This is a genomic window from Amycolatopsis sp. cg13, assembly GCF_041346965.1.
GTDB lineage: Bacteria > Actinomycetota > Actinomycetes > Mycobacteriales > Pseudonocardiaceae > Amycolatopsis.
Genome location: NZ_CP166848.1, coordinates 6,535,207 through 6,556,241, shown reverse-complemented (window position 1 = coordinate 6,556,241; position 21,035 = coordinate 6,535,207). Strand labels below are relative to the sequence as shown.

The 21,035-nt window shown below is 67.7% G+C and carries 20 protein-coding genes; 3 read left to right on the top strand and 17 right to left on the bottom strand.

From position 1 onward, the window contains the following. Positions 1-282: 282 nt before the first annotated feature. From thpD to AB5I40_RS30615, 7 genes are all read right to left on the bottom strand, one after another. Positions 283-1,185 (bottom strand): ectoine hydroxylase, encoded by a 903-nt coding sequence (gene thpD, locus AB5I40_RS30645; protein ID WP_370933721.1) that lies wholly within the window; start codon positions 1,183-1,185, stop codon positions 283-285. A gap of 66 nt (positions 1,186-1,251) precedes the next feature. Then, positions 1,252-1,644: an ectoine synthase gene (locus AB5I40_RS30640; protein WP_009084077.1), complete on the bottom strand. Its 393-nt coding sequence runs from the start codon at positions 1,642-1,644 to the stop codon at positions 1,252-1,254. 30 nt (positions 1,645-1,674) lie between these two features. Then, a complete protein-coding gene (ectB, locus tag AB5I40_RS30635; protein WP_370933720.1) occupies positions 1,675-2,925 on the bottom strand; it encodes a diaminobutyrate--2-oxoglutarate transaminase in 1,251 nt (416 codons plus the stop codon). Between the two features lie 41 nt (positions 2,926-2,966). Further along, complete coding sequence (gene ectA, locus AB5I40_RS30630) at positions 2,967-3,461, bottom strand: diaminobutyrate acetyltransferase (protein WP_370933719.1); 495 nt, start codon at positions 3,459-3,461, stop codon at positions 2,967-2,969. 231 nt (positions 3,462-3,692) lie between these two features. Beyond that, positions 3,693-6,722: a patatin-like protein gene (locus AB5I40_RS30625; protein WP_370933718.1), complete on the bottom strand. Its 3,030-nt coding sequence runs from the start codon at positions 6,720-6,722 to the stop codon at positions 3,693-3,695. A gap of 47 nt (positions 6,723-6,769) precedes the next feature. Next, the gene (locus AB5I40_RS30620; RefSeq protein ID WP_370933717.1) at positions 6,770-8,014 is read right to left on the bottom strand and encodes a DUF445 domain-containing protein; all 1,245 of its coding nucleotides are present in this window, start codon (positions 8,012-8,014) and stop codon (positions 6,770-6,772) included. 5 nt (positions 8,015-8,019) lie between these two features. Beyond that, the gene (locus AB5I40_RS30615) at positions 8,020-8,811 is read right to left on the bottom strand and encodes an Abi-alpha family protein (RefSeq protein ID WP_370933716.1); all 792 of its coding nucleotides are present in this window, start codon (positions 8,809-8,811) and stop codon (positions 8,020-8,022) included. A gap of 91 nt (positions 8,812-8,902) precedes the next feature. Between AB5I40_RS30615 and AB5I40_RS30610 the strand changes: the two genes are divergently transcribed. Continuing rightward, on the top strand, positions 8,903-9,661 hold the full coding sequence (locus tag AB5I40_RS30610; protein WP_370933715.1) for a maleylpyruvate isomerase N-terminal domain-containing protein: 759 nt from the start codon (positions 8,903-8,905) through the stop codon (positions 9,659-9,661). Here AB5I40_RS30610 and AB5I40_RS30605 read toward each other — a convergent pair. Genes AB5I40_RS30605 through AB5I40_RS30595 form a run of 3 tightly spaced genes read right to left on the bottom strand, consistent with a single transcriptional unit; the run spans position 9,658 to position 11,838 of the window. Then, positions 9,658-10,074, bottom strand: coding sequence for a lipopolysaccharide assembly LapA domain-containing protein (locus AB5I40_RS30605; RefSeq protein WP_370933714.1), 417 nt, complete (start codon positions 10,072-10,074; stop codon positions 9,658-9,660). The two genes, AB5I40_RS30610 and AB5I40_RS30605, sit on opposite strands and share 4 nt — an antisense overlap. A gap of 37 nt (positions 10,075-10,111) precedes the next feature. Continuing rightward, positions 10,112-11,242, bottom strand: a complete 1,131-nt coding sequence (locus AB5I40_RS30600) for a dipeptidase (protein ID WP_370933713.1) — start codon at positions 11,240-11,242, stop codon at positions 10,112-10,114. Further along, positions 11,239-11,838 (bottom strand): alpha/beta hydrolase, encoded by a 600-nt coding sequence (locus AB5I40_RS30595; protein WP_370933712.1) that lies wholly within the window; start codon positions 11,836-11,838, stop codon positions 11,239-11,241. Before AB5I40_RS30595 ends, AB5I40_RS30600 begins: the two co-directional genes overlap by 4 nt. A gap of 103 nt (positions 11,839-11,941) precedes the next feature. On the opposite strand from AB5I40_RS30595, the gene AB5I40_RS30590 reads away from it, so the two are divergent. Further along, a complete protein-coding gene (locus AB5I40_RS30590; protein ID WP_370933711.1) occupies positions 11,942-12,394 on the top strand; it encodes a MarR family winged helix-turn-helix transcriptional regulator in 453 nt (150 codons plus the stop codon). On the opposite strand, the gene AB5I40_RS30585 is transcribed toward AB5I40_RS30590, so the two are convergent. The 3 genes from AB5I40_RS30585 to AB5I40_RS30575 all read right to left on the bottom strand — a co-directional run bounded on the left by AB5I40_RS30585 (position 12,380) and on the right by AB5I40_RS30575 (position 14,802). Next, positions 12,380-13,591: an FAD-dependent monooxygenase gene (locus AB5I40_RS30585; RefSeq protein ID WP_370933710.1), complete on the bottom strand. Its 1,212-nt coding sequence runs from the start codon at positions 13,589-13,591 to the stop codon at positions 12,380-12,382. The genes AB5I40_RS30590 and AB5I40_RS30585 overlap by 15 nt on opposite strands. 73 nt (positions 13,592-13,664) lie before the next feature. Beyond that, complete coding sequence (locus AB5I40_RS30580) at positions 13,665-14,168, bottom strand: RNA polymerase sigma factor (protein WP_370933709.1); 504 nt, start codon at positions 14,166-14,168, stop codon at positions 13,665-13,667. Between the two features lie 139 nt (positions 14,169-14,307). Next, the gene (locus AB5I40_RS30575; RefSeq protein WP_370933708.1) at positions 14,308-14,802 is read right to left on the bottom strand and encodes a winged helix-turn-helix transcriptional regulator; all 495 of its coding nucleotides are present in this window, start codon (positions 14,800-14,802) and stop codon (positions 14,308-14,310) included. Positions 14,803-14,879: 77 nt separating this feature from the next. Between AB5I40_RS30575 and AB5I40_RS30570 the strand changes: the two genes are divergently transcribed. Continuing rightward, positions 14,880-15,524, top strand: coding sequence for a dihydrofolate reductase family protein (locus AB5I40_RS30570; protein ID WP_370933707.1), 645 nt, complete (start codon positions 14,880-14,882; stop codon positions 15,522-15,524). Position 15,525: 1 nt separating this feature from the next. On the opposite strand, the gene AB5I40_RS30565 is transcribed toward AB5I40_RS30570, so the two are convergent. Genes AB5I40_RS30565 through boxC form a run of 4 tightly spaced genes read right to left on the bottom strand, consistent with a single transcriptional unit; the run spans position 15,526 to position 21,030 of the window. Then, entirely contained in the window at positions 15,526-16,380 is an 855-nt protein-coding gene (locus AB5I40_RS30565) for an amidohydrolase family protein (protein WP_370933706.1), read from the bottom strand. A gap of 13 nt (positions 16,381-16,393) precedes the next feature. Beyond that, on the bottom strand, positions 16,394-17,956 hold the full coding sequence (locus tag AB5I40_RS30560) for a benzoate-CoA ligase family protein (RefSeq protein WP_370933705.1): 1,563 nt from the start codon (positions 17,954-17,956) through the stop codon (positions 16,394-16,396). Positions 17,957-17,966: 10 nt separating this feature from the next. Continuing rightward, on the bottom strand, positions 17,967-19,388 hold the full coding sequence (gene boxB, locus AB5I40_RS30555; RefSeq protein ID WP_370933704.1) for a benzoyl-CoA 2,3-epoxidase subunit BoxB: 1,422 nt from the start codon (positions 19,386-19,388) through the stop codon (positions 17,967-17,969). 4 nt (positions 19,389-19,392) lie between these two features. Continuing rightward, positions 19,393-21,030 (bottom strand): 2,3-epoxybenzoyl-CoA dihydrolase, encoded by a 1,638-nt coding sequence (gene boxC, locus AB5I40_RS30550; RefSeq protein WP_370933703.1) that lies wholly within the window; start codon positions 21,028-21,030, stop codon positions 19,393-19,395. Positions 21,031-21,035: the final 5 nt, after the last annotated feature.

Below are 21,035 nucleotides of genomic sequence, written 5' to 3'. Positions count from 1 at the left end.
GTGAATTCAGCCCCTGAACAGACGAGTCCGGCCCCCGCACCATCAGTCCCGATCTGATGGTGCGGGGGCCGGACTCAATGATCGTCGGCCGGGCCGCCAGGGGGCGCGGTCCACCCGTGCATCGCGGCCGTCCGCCCGCGGTTCGGGGGGCTCACCCCGAGCAAGAACCCGGACCGCCGCGGACAACCTTGCCTCCGCAGACGAGCTGCGAGGTGGCGACAACGTAACAGGGCGCACATTCTTCGTTACGAGCGACCCGCCGGTTGGCGAAAGTAACGCTGGTCACCGCGTGATCGGCGCGGGGTTGCGGCCGGCGATGAAGGACGGCCGGCGCTCGCCCGCGGCGAACGGCTCCTGCAGCGCGTTCTCCACGCTGTTGAACACCAGGAAGATGTTCGAGCGCGGATACGGCGTGATGTTGTTCGACGATCCGTGCATGATGTTCGAGTCGAACCACAGCGCCGAACCGGCCGACCCGGTGAACTGGTCGATGCCGTAGTCGGCAGCGAGCTTCGTGATGTCGTCCGGGGACGGCACGCCCACCCGCTGGTCCTTGAGCGAGCTCTTGTAGTTGGCGTCCGGGGTCTCGCCGACGCACTGCACGAACGTGCGCTGGGAGCCCGGCATGACCATGAGCCCGCCGTTGTACGGGTAGTTGTCGGTGAGCGCGATCGAGCAGCTCACCGCACGCGGCGACGGCATGCCGTCCTCCGCGTGCCAGGTCTCGAAATCGGAATGCCAGTAGAAGCCGGTGCCCTTGAAGCCGGGCATGTAGTTGATCCGGCTCTGGTGGATGTAGACATCCGAGCCGAGAATCTGCCGGGCCCGGTCGAGCACGCGCGGATCTCGGATCAGCTCGGCGATCAGGCCGGAGATCTCGTGCACGTCGAAGATCGACCGGACCTCGCCGGTCCGCGCCTCGGTGATGACGCGTTCGTCGTCGCGCAGCTGCTCGTCTGACGACAGCCGGACGACCTCCTGCCAGTACGTCTGGACCTCACCGGGCGAGAGCAGTCCGTCCACGACCGTGTAGCCCTTGGCGTCGTGATTCGCCAGGGTCGCGGCGTCGATCGGGCCGTCAGCCTCGGTACCCCACACAGTGGGGTGCACGCGCGGAAGGTGCTCCGGCGTACCGGTGATCCGGGTCGGGTAACCGTCGTCGACCCGGGTGTCCATGATCGTCACAGTGGCTCGCCTCCAGTTCTTCTGGCGTTTCTTCTTTCTCGGGGTGGTGGTGGGAGCGGCTCAGTGTCAGGAGTCTTCGGTGACGAGCGGGTAGACCCCGTTCTCGTCGTGCACCTCGCGGCCGGTGACCGGCGGGTTGAACACGCACACGCACTTGATCTCGGTCTTCGGCCGGACCTGGTGCTTGTCGTGGTCGTTCAGCAGGTACAGCGTCCCCGGCTTGAGCGGGTGCACCTCGCCAGTGGCGAGGTCCTCGATTTCGCCTTCACCGGAAGTGATGAAAACGGCCTCGATGTGGTTGGCGTACCAGAAGTCGTTCACCGTGCCCGCGTACAGGGTCGTCTCGTGCACCGAGAAGCCGACGCCCTCCTTCGCGAGGATGATGCGCTTGCTGCGCCAATTCGGGGTCTTGATGTCAGCGTCGGTGTCGGTGATCTCGTCGAGCGTGCGGACCAGCAAGTGAAGAGCTCCTTCTTGTTCTTCGGGCAGTTACTTCAGAACGGCGGCGATGGATTCCTCGATGATCGCGAGGCCTTCGCTCAGTTCTTCGTCGGTGAGGGTAAGCGGCGGCAGCAGTTTCATCACTTCGCCGTCCGGACCGGAGGTCTCCATCAGCAGCCCGCGGTCGAAGGCCTCCTTGCAGACCGCGCCCGCGAGGTCGCCGCTGCCGAACTCGAGACCGCGCGCCAGACCGCGGCCCTTCGCGACGAGGTTCGCCTCCGGGTAGCGCTCCACGAGGTCCTTGAAGGTGCTCGCGATGCGCTCGCCCTTGGCCTTGGTGGACTTCTCCAGCTCGTCGTCGCTCCAGTAGACGCGCAGCGCCTCGGTCGCGGTGACGAACGCCGGGCTGATGCCGCGGAAGGTGCCGTTGTGCTCGCCCGGCTCCCACACGTCCAGCTCCGGCTTGATCAGCGTGAGCGCCATCGGGAGGCCGTAGCCGCCGATCGACTTCGACAGGCAGACGATGTCCGGCGAGATGCCGGCGTCCTCGAAGCTGAAGAACGGGCCGGTGCGGCCGCAGCCCATCTGCACGTCGTCGAGGATGAGCAGGATGTTGTGCCGCTTGCACAGGTCGTCGAGGCCGCGGAGCCATTCCAGGCGCGCGGCGTTGATGCCGCCCTCGCCCTGCACGCCCTCCACGATCACGGCGGCGGGCTCGTTCAGGCCGCTGCCGGAGTCTTCGAGCAGCTTCTCGAAGTACAGGAAGTCCGGCATCGCGCCGTCGAAGTACTTGTCGTACGGCATCGGCGTGGCGTGCACCAGCGGGACGCCCGCGCCGCCGCGCTTCATCGAGTTGCCGGTGACCGACAGCGCGCCGAGCGTCATGCCGTGGAACGCGTTGGTGAAGTTGATGACCGATTCCTTGCCGGTCACCTTGCGCGCCAGCTTGAGCGCGGCCTCCACGGCGTTCGCGCCGCCGGGGCCGGGGAAGACGATCTTGTAGTCCAGTTCGCGCGGGGCGAGGATCTTCTCCTGGAAGGTTTCCAGGAAGTCCCGCTTCGCGACGGTGAACATGTCCAGCGCGTGCGTGACGCCGTCGCGCTGGATGTAGTCGACGAGCGCCTTCTTGAGGTACGGGTTGTTGTGCCCGTAGTTCAGCGCGCCGGCGCCGGCGAAGAAGTCGAGGTACGGCTTGCCGTCCTCGCTGTAGATCCGGCTGCCCTGCGCCCGGTCGAAGACGACCGGCCATCCCCTGCTGTAACTGCGGACTTCTGATTCGAGCTCTTCGAAGATGCTCATAACGATTTCTTTCGCTCCTACTCGGCGAAATTGACGGGTTATTAGCGGCGCAACGGCCCGATGCGGTAAAGATCCTCGGGTTCGTGCGCCTCCCCCTGCGGAAAATCAGCGACTTCGAACAACCGGCGGTGTTCCAGATCCGCGTTCCAGCGCTTCGCGAACGACTCGAAGAGCCGGATCGACGCCTGGTTGTCCGGAGTGATCGTGGTTTCCAGGTACCGCACGCCCTCGCCGACCAGACGCGTGTACAGGCTGTCCAGCAACTGTCCGGCCAGGCCTTTTCCGCGTTGCGACGCGTCGACGGCGACCTGCCACACGAGCGCGGCGTCCGGTGCGGACGGCCTTCGGTAAGCGATCACGAATCCGACTGGCTCACCGTCGACGCGGGCGACGACCGAGGTCTCCGCGAAATCCTTGCACCACAACAGGTAGGCATACGGCGAGTTGAGATCAAGCTTCTGCGAATCGCGTGCGATTCGCCAGAGAGCGGCACCATCGGCCTTGGTCGGGGATTCGATCAAGTGCTTTCCGGACATACTTTGGAAACGTAACAGAGAATTTTCGCGCCGCCAGCGATCCATGCCACGTCCACCGCCCTCACCAGGGATGACGTGGATACCCCGGTGAGGAGGACCACAAACATGTTTAGCGGAGCCGAGTTCTGGGCACAGGTGCGCCTGGGCCGCACACCTTCGGTATGCCACCTGTGACCCCAGACGATGGGCCTTCGTCGGCGCTGCCGCAACTCCAGCGCCGGAAATCGCGGTCTACCTGGGGCTGGAGCGTGGACTGTCCGGACGGGACCGTCGCCGCTTCTTCCGCCCCAGCCCGGACAGCGGGGTCCAGACCGCGGGCAGCAGGAGCAGCGCGACGACGGCGAGCCACCACAGTGGAGCCTGCCCGCGCCGCCAACCGTCCACCACCGTGCCGAGCCAGCCGAACAACGGCTGCGCGATCGGCGGCAGGAAAGCCGCGAACAGCAACGCGGCTATCACCAGCACACCCAGCACGGTCAGCACCATTCGCCACGTGCGCCTCAACGTCAGCAGACTCACCACGAGGAACACGAGCGCACCGCCGGCGACCGGCAGGCCGAGCCACTGCAGGACGGATCCGCCTTCGCCGCTGAGCACGAATCCGGCGATCGCGGTGATGGCGGCGGCGAGCAGGTTCCAGGGACGGCCCAGCCTCGTCGCGCCCTGCGTGACCCACCACGAACTACGGCTGCTGAGCTGCGCGAATTTCGCCAGCGGCTGGAGGGTTTTCGGGACCCGCGTCGCGGTCGACGCGGCGTTGAGCCCGGCGGCTCCGGCTTTGACAATGGTTTTGGTGAGCAAAGTACTGCCGAGTTCGCCTTCGAAGCGTTCAGCGGAGACTTGGCAGGCTTGGAAAGCGCGCTGAGCCGCGTCCTGCTGACCGGAATTTTCCGGCGGGGCGGCGGCTTTCTTGGATTCTTGTTCGAGCGGCCGGGAAACCATCAGCTTCCGGAAACTCTCCGACGCTTTTCCGTTGCCCTCCTTCGCATCCTGCTCGGCTTGCTGCGCGAGCACCGGCAATTCCTCCCGCGCGATGGTCAGCTGCCGCGACTTGGCCAGCACCATCGACGTCACCGGAAGGCTGGTCGGCACCTCTTTCCCGAAGCCGACCGGCGACAGATTCGCGTCCAGGCCAAGGAAAGCCAGCTCGTCGCCCAGCTGCGCGAGCAGCACGGGCAGGTCCGCGGGCATCCCGTTGTCCGCCGGGGAAGGCGGCTCCCAGCCAATCTCGCGGAACGTCGTCCTTACCTGCTTCCGGAATTCCTCCGGGCCCACGATGTCGCGCAGCACCCGCAGGCGTTTCGGGTCGAGCAGGCACTGCATCAGCCAGCCCGCGCCGTCGATCCGGCCCCACATCCAGTCGTTCGCGCGCCAGGACGCTTTGTAGAACCCGCCGAAGTTGTTCGCCTGCGTCCCGGTCAGTTTGTCCTGGCCGCGCGGCCGCGCCAGATCCAGCAGGGTGCGGCTGTCCGCGCTCATCTGCACCAGGTCGACACGCTGGTCCACCGCCGGCGCTTCGGCCAGGAGCCCACGCGTTGCCATGTGCAGCAACAGGAACCGCGCCATGACAAAGCCATCCGCGACGTCCGCGTTGTCCAGGCCGAACCAGTCCAGCAGCGTCGTCACCGTGTCGGCGGCGTCCGCGGACCACTGGTTTTCCTTGCCCGACAACGCTTGCAGCACCGGGGCCGCCGACCGCAGCGCGCCGGTCAGCTCCGGCCACGCCTCTCGTACCGCGTCCGACGCGCCGAGATCCGCCCATTCGACGGCGAGCTGGCCGATCCAGTCCGGCATCGACGTGCCCGCAGGCGGGGGTTCGTGCCGGGCCACCCACGCGGACAGCCGGGCCTCGCGAGCCGCACTCCGGCGGGCGGCGTGCATCTTCGCGCGTGCCTCGTTGAGCTGCGTCGCCTGTTCGAGATCCGGGCCCATCCGGAAGCCGGCGTTGATCAGCTGGATGCCGGTGGCGACCGCGTCCTCCAGCGTCGAGGTGCGGTAGCCGACCATCTCGCCGACCGTGACCGATTCGCCGGGCAAGGTGTCCGGGATCCCGCGACGCAGTCCGTCGGCGGCGATGTCCTGCAGCAGCGCCGAATTCCCGGCCGCCCACCCACTGTCCTCATCGGACAGTTCGTAGCGGCGGGTGGCCGCTCGCACCAGATCGGCCGCGTCGAGGGCGACCCGGCGGTCGAGGTACGCCCGGTGCACGCGGTCGTCCACCAGCTGTCCGCCGCGCAGGCCGAGCGAGGCGAGCGCTACCCGAGTGTCCCGGGTGCGCGTGACAGCGGAGTTGTGGCGGCTCAGGTCCTCCAGTTCGACGCTGATGGTCTGGCTCATGATCGTCGAGGCGACCTTCGCCAGCGCGGTGCCGAGCATTGGCGGATCGGCCGGATCACAAGCCATCGGCTTGACTTCCCCGTCGATCTTCGGGACGACGTACAGCAGCAGCCGCCGCACATCCGTCGAGGACGAGCGTTCGAAAATCTCTCGCAACGCCGGTCGCAAGGGCTTGTTCACCAGCACGCCGCCGTCGGCGAGCCAATGCGAACGGCACAGCTCGGTGTAGTCGGTCATGTCCGGATGCAGCCGGTCCGCCGCCTCGGGGCCGATCGGCATGCGCGACAGCTCGAAGGCACCGGGAAAGGACGCGCTCGACCGGGCGGCGAGAGCGAGCGGGCCGTGCACCTGGTTATTCCACAATGGACCGTCGAAGCGGAACAGCATGCGATGTTCGGTGTCCCGCACCCGGTTTCCGAGCGCGTCGTCGTACTGCGTGGTCTCGCCGTCGATCATGGTCCCGGTGAGCAGCACGGTCACGTCCGGCGGCTCGGTGGGCACGACGCCGGATCCGGTGATGTCGTGCATCGCCTGGACCAGGCCGCCCAGCAGCACCTTGTCGCCGTTCAGCACCGAACGCGGCTGCGTCTCGCCCGGGTCGCGGATCAGGTTTTCCAGCGACCCGGCGGAGAACCAGGTATCGCGCAAGATCGCCGGCGTCGACCGGTACGCCTCCGCCAAACCGAGACACGCGGCGTTGATGCCGCCCGCGCTCGTGCCGGTGAGCACGTCGAGGCGCACCGAAGCGTGCAAAAGGTCGAGAAGTTTCCGGTAGCCGTTACTCTCGTCCGGCGTGCGCGAAGCGTGCAGCAACGCCGAGGTCTCGGTAGCGACTCCCCCCATCCACACTGCCAGGCTGGATCCCCCCACCATGGCCATCGCGATCCGGATTTCCTGCGGCCACGGCACCGCCGTCTCACCCATGAGGGTCAGTCTCCCGGCCGAAGCCGCTCCTCCACAAGGGGGAGGCGTCACACGGCGAGATGCTCCAGCACCAGTACCTGCGCCTCGCCGACCGCGAAGCCGAGCACCGCGCCGGTCGCGATGAGAATCCATTCGTCCTGCTGGAAAGCCGGGCGCAGCAGCTGCTCGAACTCCTCGGGCGACAATTCTTTCATCTTTCCGACCAGGACATTCCGGATGTCCATCGCGTCGGTGGCGTAATCCTCGATGTAGCGCATGGTGTCCGGCAGCCGGGTCATGATCTGCTCCGAGATGGCCAGCTTCATGTCCTGGTAGCGGCGGCTGCCGATAGCGAAGACCAGCAACGGTTTCGCGACGTTCGCCGCCCGGCCCAGCTCGCGGTCGAGCTGCCGCTGGATGAGCGCGAGCACGCGGTCGGACAGCGGGCCCTGCAGCACCGCCTCGATGACGTTGTGCGGCGTGATGATTTCTTTCGCGATCAGCTCGCCGTAGGCCTCGGCGACCTCCGCGCGCCGTTTGAGGAACAGGCCCTGCCAAGTGACGCCGAAGTATTTCTTGGGCTCCAGCGGGTAGAAAATCATCCGCAGCGCGAGCCAGTCGGTGAACCAGCCGGTGAAGAGACCGAACAACGGCATGATCGGCGGGAATTTGAACAGCACCCACGCGACCATCTGGATCACGCCGATCAGGCCGCCGAACACCAGCCCGGAGCGGGCGATGAACTTGAACTCCTCCGCGCCGGCTTCCTGGAAGATCCGGTTCAGCAGCCGTTTGTCCTTGACGAGGCTGGTGACCACCATGCCCTTGAGGTCGAACACACTGTCCACATCGGACTGGATGAGTTCGAGCACGGCCTTGACCATGTGCGGCGATTCCGCCTGCACGCGCTGGATCACCAGCCGCTGCACGCCGACCGGCAGCGACTCCCACAGACCAGGCTGGTAGTGCCCGGCCACCTCGCGCACGATGTCCTCGACGGCCGCGAGCAGCGGTTTCTCGATTTCCTTGGCGATCCGGTCCGCGTCGAGGCGGGCGACGACCTCGGCCGGTTTGATCAGCTGCTCGGTCATCGTGTCGCAGGCGATGCTCGCCATCCGCGCGGCCCGCTTGGGCACGATGCCCTGCCAGCCGAGGAAGGGTTTGACGCCGATGAACTCGACCGGCTGGAACATCATCCGGATCGCGACCAGCTTCGTGCCGTACCCGATCAGCGCGGCGACGATCGGGATGGAGACATACAGCGGCCAGTGCCGGACGAAGTCGTCGAGGATCTTCGAGACGAACTCGCCCATCGGGGTCAGCCCAGGCTCGGGTCGCAGGCCTGCCAGAACTGCGCGCCGAGCCGCGAGACGTGGATGGTGCGGCGGATGATCTTGATCCGCTTCACCTGCTTCTCCACCTCGCGGACCGACTCGTCGGTCAGCAGGATCTCGTACTGCGTCTCGAGCGAGGGCACCTCCTCGTCCAGCTCGACCAGTCCGAGACCGATCAGCCGGGTCACGTAGCCGGGCACCTGGTCCGGCAGCGATACCCCGGCGGCCTTGCCGACCGTCGAGGCGTTGCGCAGCACGATCCGGCCGGTGCCGCCGATGGCGCTGCGCTCGGCGACGTCGATCGCGGGGAACGGGGAGCCGTCGGACAGCGCGGAGAGGATGCGCGCCTCGTCGGGGGTGAGCTGGCGGAGGATGATCGCGTACAGGTACTCGCGGGCGCGCTCGCGGCCGAAGCCGATGGAGTGGTTGAGCAGTTCGGCCATCGCCGCGCGCAGCGGTTCGACGTGGTCGCGCGCGGGCACCAGTGTCACGGTCGTTTCGACGGCGCGGCTGCCGAGATCGGCCCGGTTCATCGCGGACGCCGCGGTCAGCGCCGCGTGATAGGGATCGTCCACCTCGTCGAGGCGGCGGCGCAGCTCGCTCAGCAGCCCGCGTTCGACCTGCTTGAGGCCGCGTTCGGCGGTGTCGATCCCGGGAAGTTTGCGGGTCAGGTCGAAGCCGGTGCGCGCCGCCCATCCGGCGAGCTGGCCGGCCCGGCGGGCCAGGTTGGCCACGTCCTCGGCGGTGCCCCGGCCGTTCGGTCGCTGGTAGTCCACGGGCTGCTCCCCTCACTGTTCGCGCTGATGCTACCTGCGAGTAGGCCGAATGGCCCTGTGATGCCTGGCCGGTGGGTGTTGGATGACGCGCATGACCGCGCCGTGGGGACCGCCGATCGACGTGCTGCCGCTGCTCGTCCGCGAAGAACAGGCGCTGATCGGAGTGCTCTCCGACCTCCGGACGCCGGAGTGGGCGTCGCCCGCGCTGGGCGAATGGACGGTGCACGACCTCACCGCACACATCCTCGGCCTGAAGCTTCGGCGGCTTTCCCGCGACCGGGACGGCCACTTCGGCGAGGGGGCTTCTTGGGTTGCTGCCTGCCGTCAGCTGTCGCCGGAGGTGTTGTTCGCGATGTTCGTGGACAGCACGACGCAGCTGACCGAGCTGTGGAAGCACCGGGATCTGGACGAACCGGCCGCTGCGCCGTTGTGGCTGACGGTTGCTCGTGATTACGCGGAGCAGTGGGTGCATCAGCAGCAGATCCGGGAGGCTGTGGAGGCTCCGCTGCTGGACGAGCCGGAGTTCCGGACGCCGGTGGTGGACACGTTCCTGCGCTCGCTGCCGCAGACGTTGCGTGCGGTGACCGCTCGGGCCGGACGCCAGGTGGCGTGTTCGGTGGAAGGGGCTGGGCGGTGGACCGTGCGCGCCACCGCGGTTGGCTGGACGATCGACCGCGGCGGGGCTACGTCACGGTCTCCGCTCGCGTCTCTGACAACTGACGCGGACTCGTTCTGGCGGTTGTGCAGCGGGACCTTGCCCGCGGCGGAAGTGCGCACGCGGGTACAGCTCAGCGGGGACCCCGCGGTGTGCGAGATCCTGCTGGGCCTCCGCGCGCAGGAATGCGCCTAACGCCGTCGGCGAGCCTGCTTCCGCAGCTGCAAGATACGAGCCCCGCCGATCAGTGCGACCAACGCGGCACCCGCGATGGCAGCGAAGAGCATCGCCACCGCGAGCGGCATGCTGCCGGACGCGCCCAGGAAGTGGACGGTCGCCGTGTCCAGGTTCTGCAGGATGAACACCAGCAGGAACGCCAGCACGACGATCGCCACGATCACGGCGATCCAAGTGCCGCTGATGCGGGTGGACTTGACCTTGCCCCGGCGGCCTGCTGGCTTCGCGGCGGGTGGTCGCGGTCCGGGTTCGGCTCCCGGTGCGGTGCCCGGGGCGGCGGGGTCGAGCGCGCCGGGCACCTCGGTGCCCGGCGCTTCGGGAATTTCCGATTTAGCGGTCCCGTCGGGACCGTCGTTTCGCGCGTGGGACATACCGTGATTGTCCGCCCACTCGCCGTGATGCGCTAATTCAGAGCTTCGCGTCGACCTCGCGCAGCACCCGCAGCGTGTTGCGGCCGGCGAGTTTCGCGCAGTCCTCGTCGCTCCACCCGCGTTCCATCAGCGCGGCGATGAGCGCCGGGTACTTCGACACGTCCTCGAGGCCCACCGGCAGTTCGCCGACGCCGTCGTAGTCGCCGCCGAGCCCGATGTGGTCGATCCCGGCGACCTCGCGCGCGTGCTCGATGTGCGCGACGACGTCCTCGATCGTCGACTTCGGCTTGGGCGGCGCGTCCCAGGTCTCGGCGAACCGGCCGCGCTGGCCGAGGTCGAGGAACTCCTGTCCGGCGGCCGTCATCGCGTCCCGGAGCTGGTTGTCCCACTCGGTGACCGCGGCGGAGATGAAAGCGGGCACGAAGGTGATCATCGCGACGCCGCCGTTGCCGGGCAGCTGGGCGAGCACGTCGTCGGGGATGTTGCGCGGGTGATCGTTGACCGCGCGGCACGACGAGTGGCTGAAGATCACCGGCGCGCTGGACACCTCAATCGCGGCGCGCATGGTGCTCGGCGCGACGTGCGAAAGATCCACGAGCATGCCGATCCGGTTCATCTCGCGCACGACCTCGCGGCCGAACTCGGTGAGCCCGTGGTGCTCGGGCTTGTCCGTTCCGGAGTCCGCCCAGGTGGTGTTGAAGTTGTGCGTCAGCGTCATGTACCGGACGCCGAGCCGGCGCAGAATCCGCAGCACGCCGAGGGATTCGGCGATGCTGTGCCCGCCCTCGGCGCCGAGCAGCGACGCGATCCGGCCTTCCGCGAACGCCGCCTCGGCCTCGTCGGCCGTGGTCACCAGCCGCAGCCGCTCGGGGTAGCGCTCGGCGAGCTGGTAAACCACCTCGATCTGTTCCAGTACCGCGGTGACCGCGCTGTCGCCCTTGAACTCGCACGGCACGTAGACCGACCAGAACTGCAGGCCCAGCTTGCCTTCGGCGAGTTTGGGGAAGTCGGTGTGCAGGGTCGGCTGCCCCACCGTGAGGTCCACGCCCGCTACTGCTTCGACCGGGTTCGGACCGGCCTTGTCGCGGAGCGCCCAGGGCAGGTCGTTGTGTCCGTCGGCGAGGATCGTGGAGGCGAGCAGGTCTTGCGCGCGAGTCAGCTCGGTCATGCCTCGACCCTAGCGAGCCAGGCCCTGGCCGCGCTTACTCCTTCGACGGTCACCTGATGCCCTCCCGGCCAGCGGTGCGTCGCCGCTTCGGCGTGCCGTTCGCGAAGCTGTCGCACGAGTTCGTCGTTGGCGGGCAGCGGAGCCATCGGGTCTTGCTCGCCGTTGGAAAGGAACACGCGAGTGCCGGTGAGATCGTGCCGCGGCGGTTCCGGCAGCGGCGACATCGACGAGAACAGAATGGCTTCCTTGAGCGCATCCGGCCGCGTAAGCGTTACCGCGGCAGCGATGTTGGCCCCGTTCGAAAAGCCCACCGCGACTACCCGGCTGAACCCGTACTTTTCCCGTGCGGTGCCGAGAAAATCCGCCAGCTCGTCTGCCCGCGCGAGGACGTCCTGGTGATCGAATACGCCCTCGGACAACCGCCGGAACCACCGCGCCGCACCGTTTTCCGACACCGGCCCGGTCGGTGCGAGCGTCCCCGAACCCGGGCTCAGCTCGTTCGCCAACCCGAGCAGATCGTCCGGGCCGCCGCCGGTTCCGTGCAGGAGAAGAAGCACCGGGAGATCGGGATCGCCCTCGGTGTACTGGTGGATCATCGTCGCTCCTCGTCCGGCGGCTTCGCTTCCAGGAGTATGCACTCCCTTCGTTTGTCCAGGTAACTTCTCGCACGCAAGATGTATTCCGGGTAGACTCCGGCGGATGACCCCGGATCCGCAGACGGACGACGACGAGATCGTGACGTGGTGGGGCCTCGTGATCGAGGGCTACCTGGCCACGCAGAACGCGTTGATGGGCGAGATCGCCGAGCGCTTCGGCCTGGCCCCCGCGTCGTTCGACATCCTGCTGCGCCTGGTGCGCTCCCCGGAACACCGGATGCCGATGACGCGCCTCGCCACCGAAGCCGCCCTGTCGAGCGGGGGTTTCACGAAGGTGGCGGACCGGCTGGTCGCCGCGGACCTGATCTGCCGGGTCCCGAGCCCCGAGGACCGTCGCGTCACGTTCGCCGCACTGACGGAACACGGGCTGGAGGTGGCGGTGAAGGCGAGGGCTGCTTGTGCGGAGATCTTGCGGCGGATCGTGCTTACGCCGCTGGGCCCGGACGCCGCCGGGTTGGCGGAGGCGATGCGGACGCTTCGTTCAGTGAACGGCTGAGCCCCTGCTGTCTGACCGAGAGTCCGGAACCCCTGCGTAGTCGGGCAATTCGACGCCGTTGATCGCGCGCCCGACCAGCTCCATGAACTCTTCGCTGGCGAAATCGGGACTCGGTTCGGCGTCGGGGCCGGGAACGTCACGGCTGCGCGCGTTCAACCGGCCGATCTCCTGGTTGGCTTCGACGAACGAACGCATTCGCGCCTCGTAGCGGGAGAACCCGGCGTCGGCGTCCCATCCGGCGGCGGCCAGTTCGCCGGCCAGCAGGTAGGCGCCGACCAGGGCCAGCCCGGTGCCCTGCCCGGACATCGGCGACGAGCTGAACGCCGCGTCCCCGAGCAGCCCCACCCGTCCGCTCGACCAGCGGTCCATCACCACCTGCGCGACCTGGTCGAGGTAGAAGTCCGGGGTGTCGTCGAGGTGCGCGAGGATCTCCGGGGTCCGCAAGCCGAGGCCGGCCATCCGCTCCCGCAGCAGCACTTTCTGGGCCGCGATGTCCCGGTAGTCGACGTCGAAATCCGGCGCGGCGAAGTAGAACATCGCCATCGCGCGGGTGGCGTCCTGGATGGGGCGCAGGAGTGCGGTGCGGCCGGACTCCTGGTATTCGAGCAGCCAGCGGTCCAGGCCGAATTCGTTGGGCACGCTGTAGAAGGCCAGCACATGCCCGAGATGGCGGAGATACCGCTCGTGCGGCCCGAAAACCATCGCCCGCAACGACGAGTGCAGCCCGTCGGCCCCGATCACCAGGTCGAAGCGCCGCCGGTCGCCGCCCGCGAAGACCACGTCGACCCCGTCCGCGTCCTGGGCGAGTTCAGCGATCCGGTCTCCGAAGAGATATTCGACGCCGTCGCGGGTGTCTTCGTAGAGCACCCGGGACAGATCTCCGCGCAGGATCTCGATGTCCGCGATGAATCCGTCACCGCCGTCGTCGTCGGCGCGGAAGGTCTCCAGCACTTTGCCATTCGCGTCGACGGTGTGCGCGCCCGCGGTGTCGGTGCACGCCGCGCGCACCGCCGCGTCCAGCCCCATGCGCGCGATGACGTCCTTGGCCACCCCGCGCGCGTCCACCGCCTGCCCGCCGGGCCGCAATTCGGGAGCCCGCTCCACGACGGTCACCTCGGCTCCCCGCCGACGCAACCAATGGGCCAGCGCGGGTCCCGCGATGCTCGCCCCCGCCACCAACACTCTGGTACCGCTCACCGCGCGCCCCCTGGTCGCCGTCCGGACAACGGTCCGGATCGTACCGTGATTCGCGGCTCCGACCAGCGGTTTGTCATGGATAGCTGAACCCCTCCGACTCCAGCCGCCGCCGAAGTGCCGTCAAACAGCGTTTCCGGATCTTGCTCACGCTCGACTTGGCGATCCCCAGCTCCGCCGCCAGCTGGTCATGCCGCAGCTCCGGACAATGCGCCAGCAGAAGCATCATCCGCCGATGACGCTCCGGGAACTGCTCGACCGCCCGCCACAACGCGGCTGTCAGTTCACCGGCCAACGCGTGCTTCTCGGGGGAATCCGCTGGCTTGCGCGCCTCCAATCGCGCATTATCGGCGAGCGTCACCCGCGAACGCTTTTCCGCCGCGCGGAGTGCGTGCCTGCGCGCGACGGTCGTCAGCCAACCGGCCAGGCGGGTCGAATCCTGCAGTTTCGGCGGGCGGCGCAGGAATTCCAGCCATGCCGTTTGGCAAGCGTCGTCCGCGTCCGCGCGAAGTCCCGGATTCGCGGCGACGATCCGGATCACTTTCGCCGACAACCGGCGCACCTCGTCCTGGTCCGGCATTCCCGGCTCCCTTCCTCACTCGGGAAGGCTGACGAACCGGGCATCTCGGAGGATCCGCTTTATCAGGGCGAATGCCGAATCGAGTGATCAACTTCCGGGCGAGGTATCTGGCGCCGGGCGAGCGCCACGGGGCTCGCAGTCATCCTCGGGCGACAGCCTCCGCGTAAGCCGCCGCCAGTCGTTCCGTCGCCGTTGGTCCGTCTCCGCCGGGCCGGGGAATTCCGAGGTGCCGTTCCCGGAGTTCCGCCATGAATTCCTCCCACAGCGGCGGCCCGCCCTCTTCCAGCAGTTCCGCTCGCACGCGCAATTCCGGCGTCGTCGGCCGATGCCGCAAACCCCAGCTTCCGAGCTGCACCAAAACCGGCACCAGCTGAATCGCCGCTTCCGTCAAACTGTAAGTCGCGCGCTGGCCGCGGCCGGCCGAGTCGCGCGTGAGCAATCCTTCTTCGGTCAGCGTGCGCAATCGGTCGGCGAGGATATTCGACGCGATTCCTTCCTCGGACCGCGACTGCAATTGCCGGAAATGCCGCCGGTCGCCGAACATGATGTCGCGCAGGACCAGCAGGCTCCACCGGTCGCCGATCACCTCGATCGCGGCGTTGATCGGGCACCCCGAGCGCGGACCGTCCGGCATCGCACACCTCCTGTAACCACTTGCACTTTACCATCACCTCCGGCATAGTGCTTGCAAAAGACAAGCAGGGAGTCTCGATGCTGGCACGCGTCCAGTGTTTCAACCTTTCCGCCGACGGCTACGGCGCGGGTCCGGACCAAACTCTCGAGCAGCCGTTCGGCCACCCCGACCCGGGGCCGCTCTTCGCCTGGGCCGGGGCCACCGCCAGCTGGCCCATGCGCGGCGAACCAGGCGGCACGCGCGGGCTCGACGACTACTTCACCCGCGACATGCACCGCAGCGGCCACGTCGGCGCGGAAATCATGGGACGCAACAAGTTCGGCCCGCAGCGCGGTCCGTGGGACAACCACGACTGGCAGGGCTGGTGGGGCGACGAACCGCCGTTCCGCACGCCGGTCTTCGTCCTCACCCACCACGAACGGCCCTCGATCACCTTGGGCCAGACCACTTTCCACTTCCTCGACACCACCCCGGAGGAAGCGCTCGCGCAGGCGAAGAAAGCCGCTGGCGACAAGGACGTCCGGATCGGCGGCGGCGTCAACACGGTGCGCCAATTCCTCGACGCCGGTCTCATCGACACGCTGCACATCGCCGTCGCGCCGGTCGAACTCGGCGCCGGGGAACGGCTTTGGGAGAGCCCCGACGAGCTGACCGATCGCTACCACCTGGAGAAAATTCCCAGCTCCAGCGGGGTCGTGCATCATCTGTTCTGGCGCAAGTAACTCAGCGCAGGCCGGGCATCAGCCGTAACGCGTTGCCGGACAGCACGCCGCCCAGAACGTCAGGGGGCAAACCCAAATCGGCGACCGCGCGGACATTCACCGCGGTTCCCGGCACTCCCGGCCAGTCGGTGCCGAAGATCCATTTCCGCGCCAGCCGCACGAGGTCGAAGCGCGCGTAGTACTCCGGCAGTTTCTTCGGCGGCAGCCCGGCGAGGTCGAGCCATACGTTCGGCCTCGCCTGGGCCATGAACGCCGCGACGTCGTACCACCAGCCTCGCCCGCCGTGCGCGAACACGAAATTCACCGACGGGAAGTCTTCGACCACATCGGACAGCAGCTCCGGATCACCGTAGCTGGCACGGGAACCGGGGAAAACCGACAGTCCGGAGTGGAGGATCACCGGAACCCCGCGTTCGGCACACAAGGCGTACACCGGGTACAACTCCTTGTCCGCCGGGGAAAACGCGCCGTGCACCGGATGGATCTTCAACGCCACCGCGCCCAGCGCGAGCTGCCGTTCCACCTCGTCGACCAGCGGGTGGTGCAGATGCGGATTCACGTTGGCCACCAGACGGAACCGCTCCGGGTTGTAGGCAACCAACGGCAGATTGTCTTCAATCGCCTGAATACCGGTAGCCCGCGGACTGTATTCGCAAAACAACAGCACCCGGTCGACGCCCTCGCTCGCCATGAGATCGTCCATCGCTGAGGGGATCACCGTGCCGTCCGCGTCGTACACCGTGCGCCACGGATACTCGCGCGCGAAGTCGCGGGCCCAATCCAGCCAGGCGGGCTTGAGCGTGGGCAACCGCGGAGTGTGCACGTGGGCGTCCACCACGAAGTGCTCGTCGATCATGCCGGCCAGTCGATCACGATTGCGGCTGCGGCACGAGCAGCGACTCGCGCACCATTTCGCGGATCACGTTCCGCCGGATCTTCCCGGTCGCGGTCTTCGGCAGCTCGGCCATCTCCACCACGCCACGCGGTCGTTTGAACGCCGCCAAGCCCTCCCGGCAAAGTTCGATCAGCTCGCCAGCGTCCACAATGGCCGAAGGCGCGGCGACCACGCACGCCACCGGTTTGTCCAATCCGTCCTCGTCCGGCGCGGCGACCACGGCGACCTCGGCCACGGCCGGATGCTGCAGCAGCCGTTCCTCCACTTCGGACGGAGACACCCAGATCCCGCCCGCCTTCAGCATGTCGCCGAACCGGCCGAGACACGTATAGGTGCCGTCCGAGTTACGCACGTAGCTGTCCCCGGTCCGCAGCCACGAACCCTGGAAAACCTGTTTCGTAGTCTCGTATCGCGCCCAGTACCCGGTCGCGATAGACGGGCCGGACACGAACAGCTCGCCCGCCCGGTCCGCTTCCGAAATGACCGCGCCCTGCTCGTCCCGGAGCTCGACGGAGTACCCCGGCACCGCCACCCCGGTGCTGCCCGGCCGCACCGCACCCGGCTGGTTGGACAAGAAGATGTGCAACGCCTCGGTCGACCCGATCCCGTCCAGGATCTCCACCCCGAACCGTTCCCGGAACCGCGTGAACAACGCCGACGGCAACGGCTCTCCGGCCGAAACCGCGTACCGCACCGAGGAAAACGAATCGTCCGGTACGTCGCTGGCCAGCAGCGCCGCGTAGAACGTCGGCACTCCGAAGAACAACGTCGGCCGATCCGCCCGTGCCCGCGCGGCGATGAGGCCCGGCGTCGGACGGGCCGGTTCCAGCAGCGTCGTCCCTCCACAAGAGAGCGGGAAGAACGCCGAATTCCCCAGCCCATAAGCGAAGAACAATTTCGGCACGGACAGGAATCGGTCCGAAGAGGACACTCCCAGCACCTGCGACGCATAAGTCGAGCAGACCGCGCGAATGCTCCCGTGCCGGTGCATCGCGCCCTTCGGCTGCCCGGTCGTGCCCGAGGTGTAGAGCCACAGCGCGGGCGAATCCTCCCAGGTCGGCGCGGCCACGACATCGTCGCTCGGGGTCAGCGGCCACCGATGCGTCCGCACCCCGGCGGGGAATTCCGCCGGATCCGCGCGATCGAGCACGACGTCGGTCACCTCGGGCGCACTGGTCAGCGCACCGGCCGCCTGCGCGGAAAACTCCCCGGACACGCACAGCACCCGCGCCCGCGAATCGGCGAGCACCTGGCCCAGTTCCAGCCCGGTGACCATAGTGGACACTGGCACCGCGACCGCGCCGACGAGCATCGCGCCGAGAATCCCGCTCAGCAGTTCGACGTCGTCGACCATGCAGAACATCACCCGCTCCTCCGGCCGCACGCCCAGCGCGCGCAGTCCGGACGCGACCCGGTGGGTCTCGGCGGCGAGTTCGCCGTAGCTGAGCGTGCGCCGCGGCGAGACGACCGCGAGCGCGTCCGGACGGCCTCGGCCGAGCAGGTACTCCGCGGCGTTGAAGTTCGCGGGAACCGTCATCGGTGCCCCCTCAGGTGAGGTACACGTACTCGTAGTCGAAAGGTTTTCCGTTGATGCCCTGCCGCGGCGGCGCGACCCAGCTGGCGATCTTCCCGCGCTCGTACACCGGGTGCATGAGCGACCGGACGAACGTCAGGTCCTCGGCTGTCGGCAGCCATTTGTGCCGCGCTGCCTCCCACGTCGCCTCGTCGACGATGCTGCCGTCCGGAGTGACGTGGTGGCCGGAGTTTATGCCCACCTCGCGGTTGAAACCAGGGTGCGGCAACGCGAACCGGAAGTCGATCCCGGCGTCGGCGAGGATCTTGTTCCACCGGTTGACCCCGGTCTGGCAGTCCGCCGTGTACTCGCCGCGCAGGTCGAGGTTCAGCAGCAGGATGGCCTGCAATTCCTCGGACGTCCAGGTCCCGTCCTCGCGCGGCCGGTCGAGCAGACGGCTGTCGTCGGTGAGTTTGTGGTCGTCCTTGCGTCGCGTCTCCTGCCAGCGGCCTTTGAGCCCGGCGGTGTAGTAGTTCGCCGCGTTCGTCGACGTCTCGCTGCCGAACAGGTCGAGCGACACCGTGTAGTGGAAGTTCAGGTATCGCTGGATCAGGTCGAGCGGAATCCCGCCGTGCGACGCGATGTCGTACGTGTCGTGCTCGCGGATCAGCTCCGCACTGCGCTGCACCACCCGGTCGACGCCGGTGGTGCCCACCATCATGTGGTGCGCCTCCTCCTTGAGCATGAACTCGCAGGTGCGCGACAGCGGGTCGAACGAGCTTTCCTTCAACGTGCCAAGCTGGTATTTCCCATCGCGGTCGGTGAAGTACGTGAACATGTAGAACGCGAGCCAGTCGGCCGTTTCCTCGTTGAACGCGCCGAGGATGCGCGGCGCGTCCGGGCTGCCGGAGTTGCGCAGCAGCAGGCCTTCGGCCTCGTCCCGGCCTTCGCGGCCGAAGTACGCGTGCAGCAGATACACCATCGCCCACAGGTGCCGCCCCTCCTCCACATTCACCTGGAAGAGATTGCGCAGGTCGTACAGCGACGGCGCGGTGAGCCCGAGCAACCGCTGCTGCTCGACCGACGCCGGTTCGGTGTCGCCCTGGATCACGATCAGCCGCTGCAAGTCGGCGCGGTACTCGCCGGGCACCTGCTGCCACACCGGTTCGCCCGCGTGCTCGCCGAACGCGATCCGCCGGTCCGGCTCCCGCTCGGCGAGGAAGATGCCCCAGCGGTAATCCGGCACGTTGACGTGGTCGAAGTGCGCCCAGCCGTCGCGGCCGACGCTCACCGCGGTGCGCAGGTACACGCCCTCGGTTTCCAGCGTGGGGCCCATTTCGCCCCACCAGTTCATGAATTTCGGCTGCCAGCCCTCCAACGCGCGCTGCAGCCTCCGGTCGTCGGCGAGGTGCACGTTGTTCGGGATTTTGGCGTCGTAGTCGATCTTTTCGGGCATCGGTTCAGACCCGCTTCCTGTCGAAGACCGCCTTCTGCCCGGTGCCGTAGCGCCGCAGTGCGCCCTCAGGCCCGGAGGCGTTCGGTCGGGTGAAGATCCAGTTCTGCCAGGCGGTCAGCCGCCCGAAGATCTTGGTTTCGAGCGTTTCCGGGCCGACGAACCGGTGGTTCGCCTCCATCCCGGTGAGCGCGTCCGGCGACAGCGAAGCCCGGCCCTCCAGCGCGATCCGGATCTCGTCCTCCCAGTCGAGATCGTCCGGAGCGTCGGTGACCAGGCCGAGTTCGACGGCTTCGGCGGCGCTCAGCGGACGGTCGCGTTCGCGGGCCAGCCACGTCAGGTGGTCGTCGTCGCCGTAGAACCGCGATTCGAGCCGGGACAGCCCGTTGCCCATCGGGAAGACGCCGAAATTGGCTTCGGACAAGGTGATCGACGCCCGTTCCGGCGAGTCTTCATCGTCAATCGGCGGACCGTCCAGCAGGTACTGCCGGTCTGCCGCGAAGGCCAGCTCCAGCAGACTGCCCGCGAAGCAACTGCCCGGTTCGATCAACGCGATCAAGGTGCGGCTGGTGACGTCCAGCCGCTTCAGCGTGCGCTTGTAGTAGTGCAGGATTTCGTTGCTCAGCCAGTCTTTCCCGCTGAGCACGACCTCCTCGTGCGCGAGCACCGCCTCCGGATCGCCTTCGGTGCGCAGCACCCAGGTGCCGAGGTCCGGTTCGTTCGTGCGCAGCCGCAGGATCGCGTCGTCCAGCTCGCGGGTCAGCCGCAGCAGCCAGCCGTCCAGCTCCGGTTCCCCGGAGGGACCGAGCACGGTGAGCGTGACCAGCGAGTTCGGCCGGTCATAGCCGACGCGAATGTGCCGGTACTCGATCCCGTCGTCGGTGATCGACGGCTCCAGCGGCGCGAGTTCGATCCCCTGCTCGGCGGGCAGCCGGTCGGATTCGGCGGCCAGTTCGTGCGCCCGCGACAGCACCTTCTCCCGGAATCCGACGCGCGGCACCAGCTCGTCCACCAGCCGCCAGTCCACCGCGGTCCGGCCTTTGACCCCGTCCGGCCGCGTGGCGAACACGTCCGCGAGATCCCGGCGGACCCGCCGTTTGTCGACCACCCGGGTCAGTCCGCCGGTGCCGGGCAGCACGCCGAGCAGCGGTACCTCGGGCAGCGCGACGGTCGACGAGTTGTCGTCCACCAACAAGATCTTTTCGCAGGCCAGCGCGATCTCGTAGCCACCGCCGGCGCAGCTGCCGTTCACCGCCGCGACGTAGGTCTGGCCGGAGAACTCGGTGGCGTCCTCGATGCCGTTGCGGGTCTCGTTGGTGAACTTGCAGAAGTTCACCTTCCACTCGTGCGGAGACGCGGCGAGCATCCGGATGTTGGCCCCGGCGCAGAACACCTTGTCCTTGGCGCTCGTCACGATCACCGCGCGCACCTGCGGATGTTCGAACCGCAGCCGCTGCGTGGCGTCGTAAAACTCGATGTCCACGCCGAGGTCGTACGAGTTCAGCTTCAGCTCGTACCCAGGCACGAGGCCGCCCTGCTCGTCGACGTCCATCTCCAGCCAGGCGACCTCGCCGTCGACAGTCAGCCGCCAGTGCCGGTACGTGTCCGGATGCCGCTCGAACGTGACAGGTGTGGTGGTGGTCACGTCCT

Coding starts and splice junctions, on each gene's coding strand:
- ectB (WP_370933720.1), bottom strand. CDS start 2,925: ATGAGCATCTTCGAAGAGCTCGAATCAGAAGTCCGCAGTTACAGCAGG.
- ectA (WP_370933719.1), bottom strand. CDS start 3,461: ATGTCCGGAAAGCACTTGATCGAATCCCCGACCAAGGCCGATGGTGCC.
- AB5I40_RS30625 (WP_370933718.1), bottom strand. CDS start 6,722: ATGGGTGAGACGGCGGTGCCGTGGCCGCAGGAAATCCGGATCGCGATG.
- AB5I40_RS30620 (WP_370933717.1), bottom strand. CDS start 8,014: ATGGGCGAGTTCGTCTCGAAGATCCTCGACGACTTCGTCCGGCACTGG.
- AB5I40_RS30610 (WP_370933715.1), top strand. CDS start 8,903: ATGACCGCGCCGTGGGGACCGCCGATCGACGTGCTGCCGCTGCTCGTC.
- AB5I40_RS30605 (WP_370933714.1), bottom strand. CDS start 10,074: ATGTCCCACGCGCGAAACGACGGTCCCGACGGGACCGCTAAATCGGAA.
- AB5I40_RS30600 (WP_370933713.1), bottom strand. CDS start 11,242: ATGACCGAGCTGACTCGCGCGCAAGACCTGCTCGCCTCCACGATCCTC.
- AB5I40_RS30595 (WP_370933712.1), bottom strand. CDS start 11,838: ATGATCCACCAGTACACCGAGGGCGATCCCGATCTCCCGGTGCTTCTT.
- AB5I40_RS30590 (WP_370933711.1), top strand. CDS start 11,942: ATGACCCCGGATCCGCAGACGGACGACGACGAGATCGTGACGTGGTGG.
- AB5I40_RS30580 (WP_370933709.1), bottom strand. CDS start 14,168: ATGCCGGACCAGGACGAGGTGCGCCGGTTGTCGGCGAAAGTGATCCGG.
- AB5I40_RS30575 (WP_370933708.1), bottom strand. CDS start 14,802: ATGCCGGACGGTCCGCGCTCGGGGTGCCCGATCAACGCCGCGATCGAG.
- AB5I40_RS30570 (WP_370933707.1), top strand. CDS start 14,880: ATGCTGGCACGCGTCCAGTGTTTCAACCTTTCCGCCGACGGCTACGGC.
- AB5I40_RS30565 (WP_370933706.1), bottom strand. CDS start 16,380: ATGATCGACGAGCACTTCGTGGTGGACGCCCACGTGCACACTCCGCGG.
- AB5I40_RS30560 (WP_370933705.1), bottom strand. CDS start 17,956: ATGACGGTTCCCGCGAACTTCAACGCCGCGGAGTACCTGCTCGGCCGA.
- boxB (WP_370933704.1), bottom strand. CDS start 19,388: ATGCCCGAAAAGATCGACTACGACGCCAAAATCCCGAACAACGTGCAC.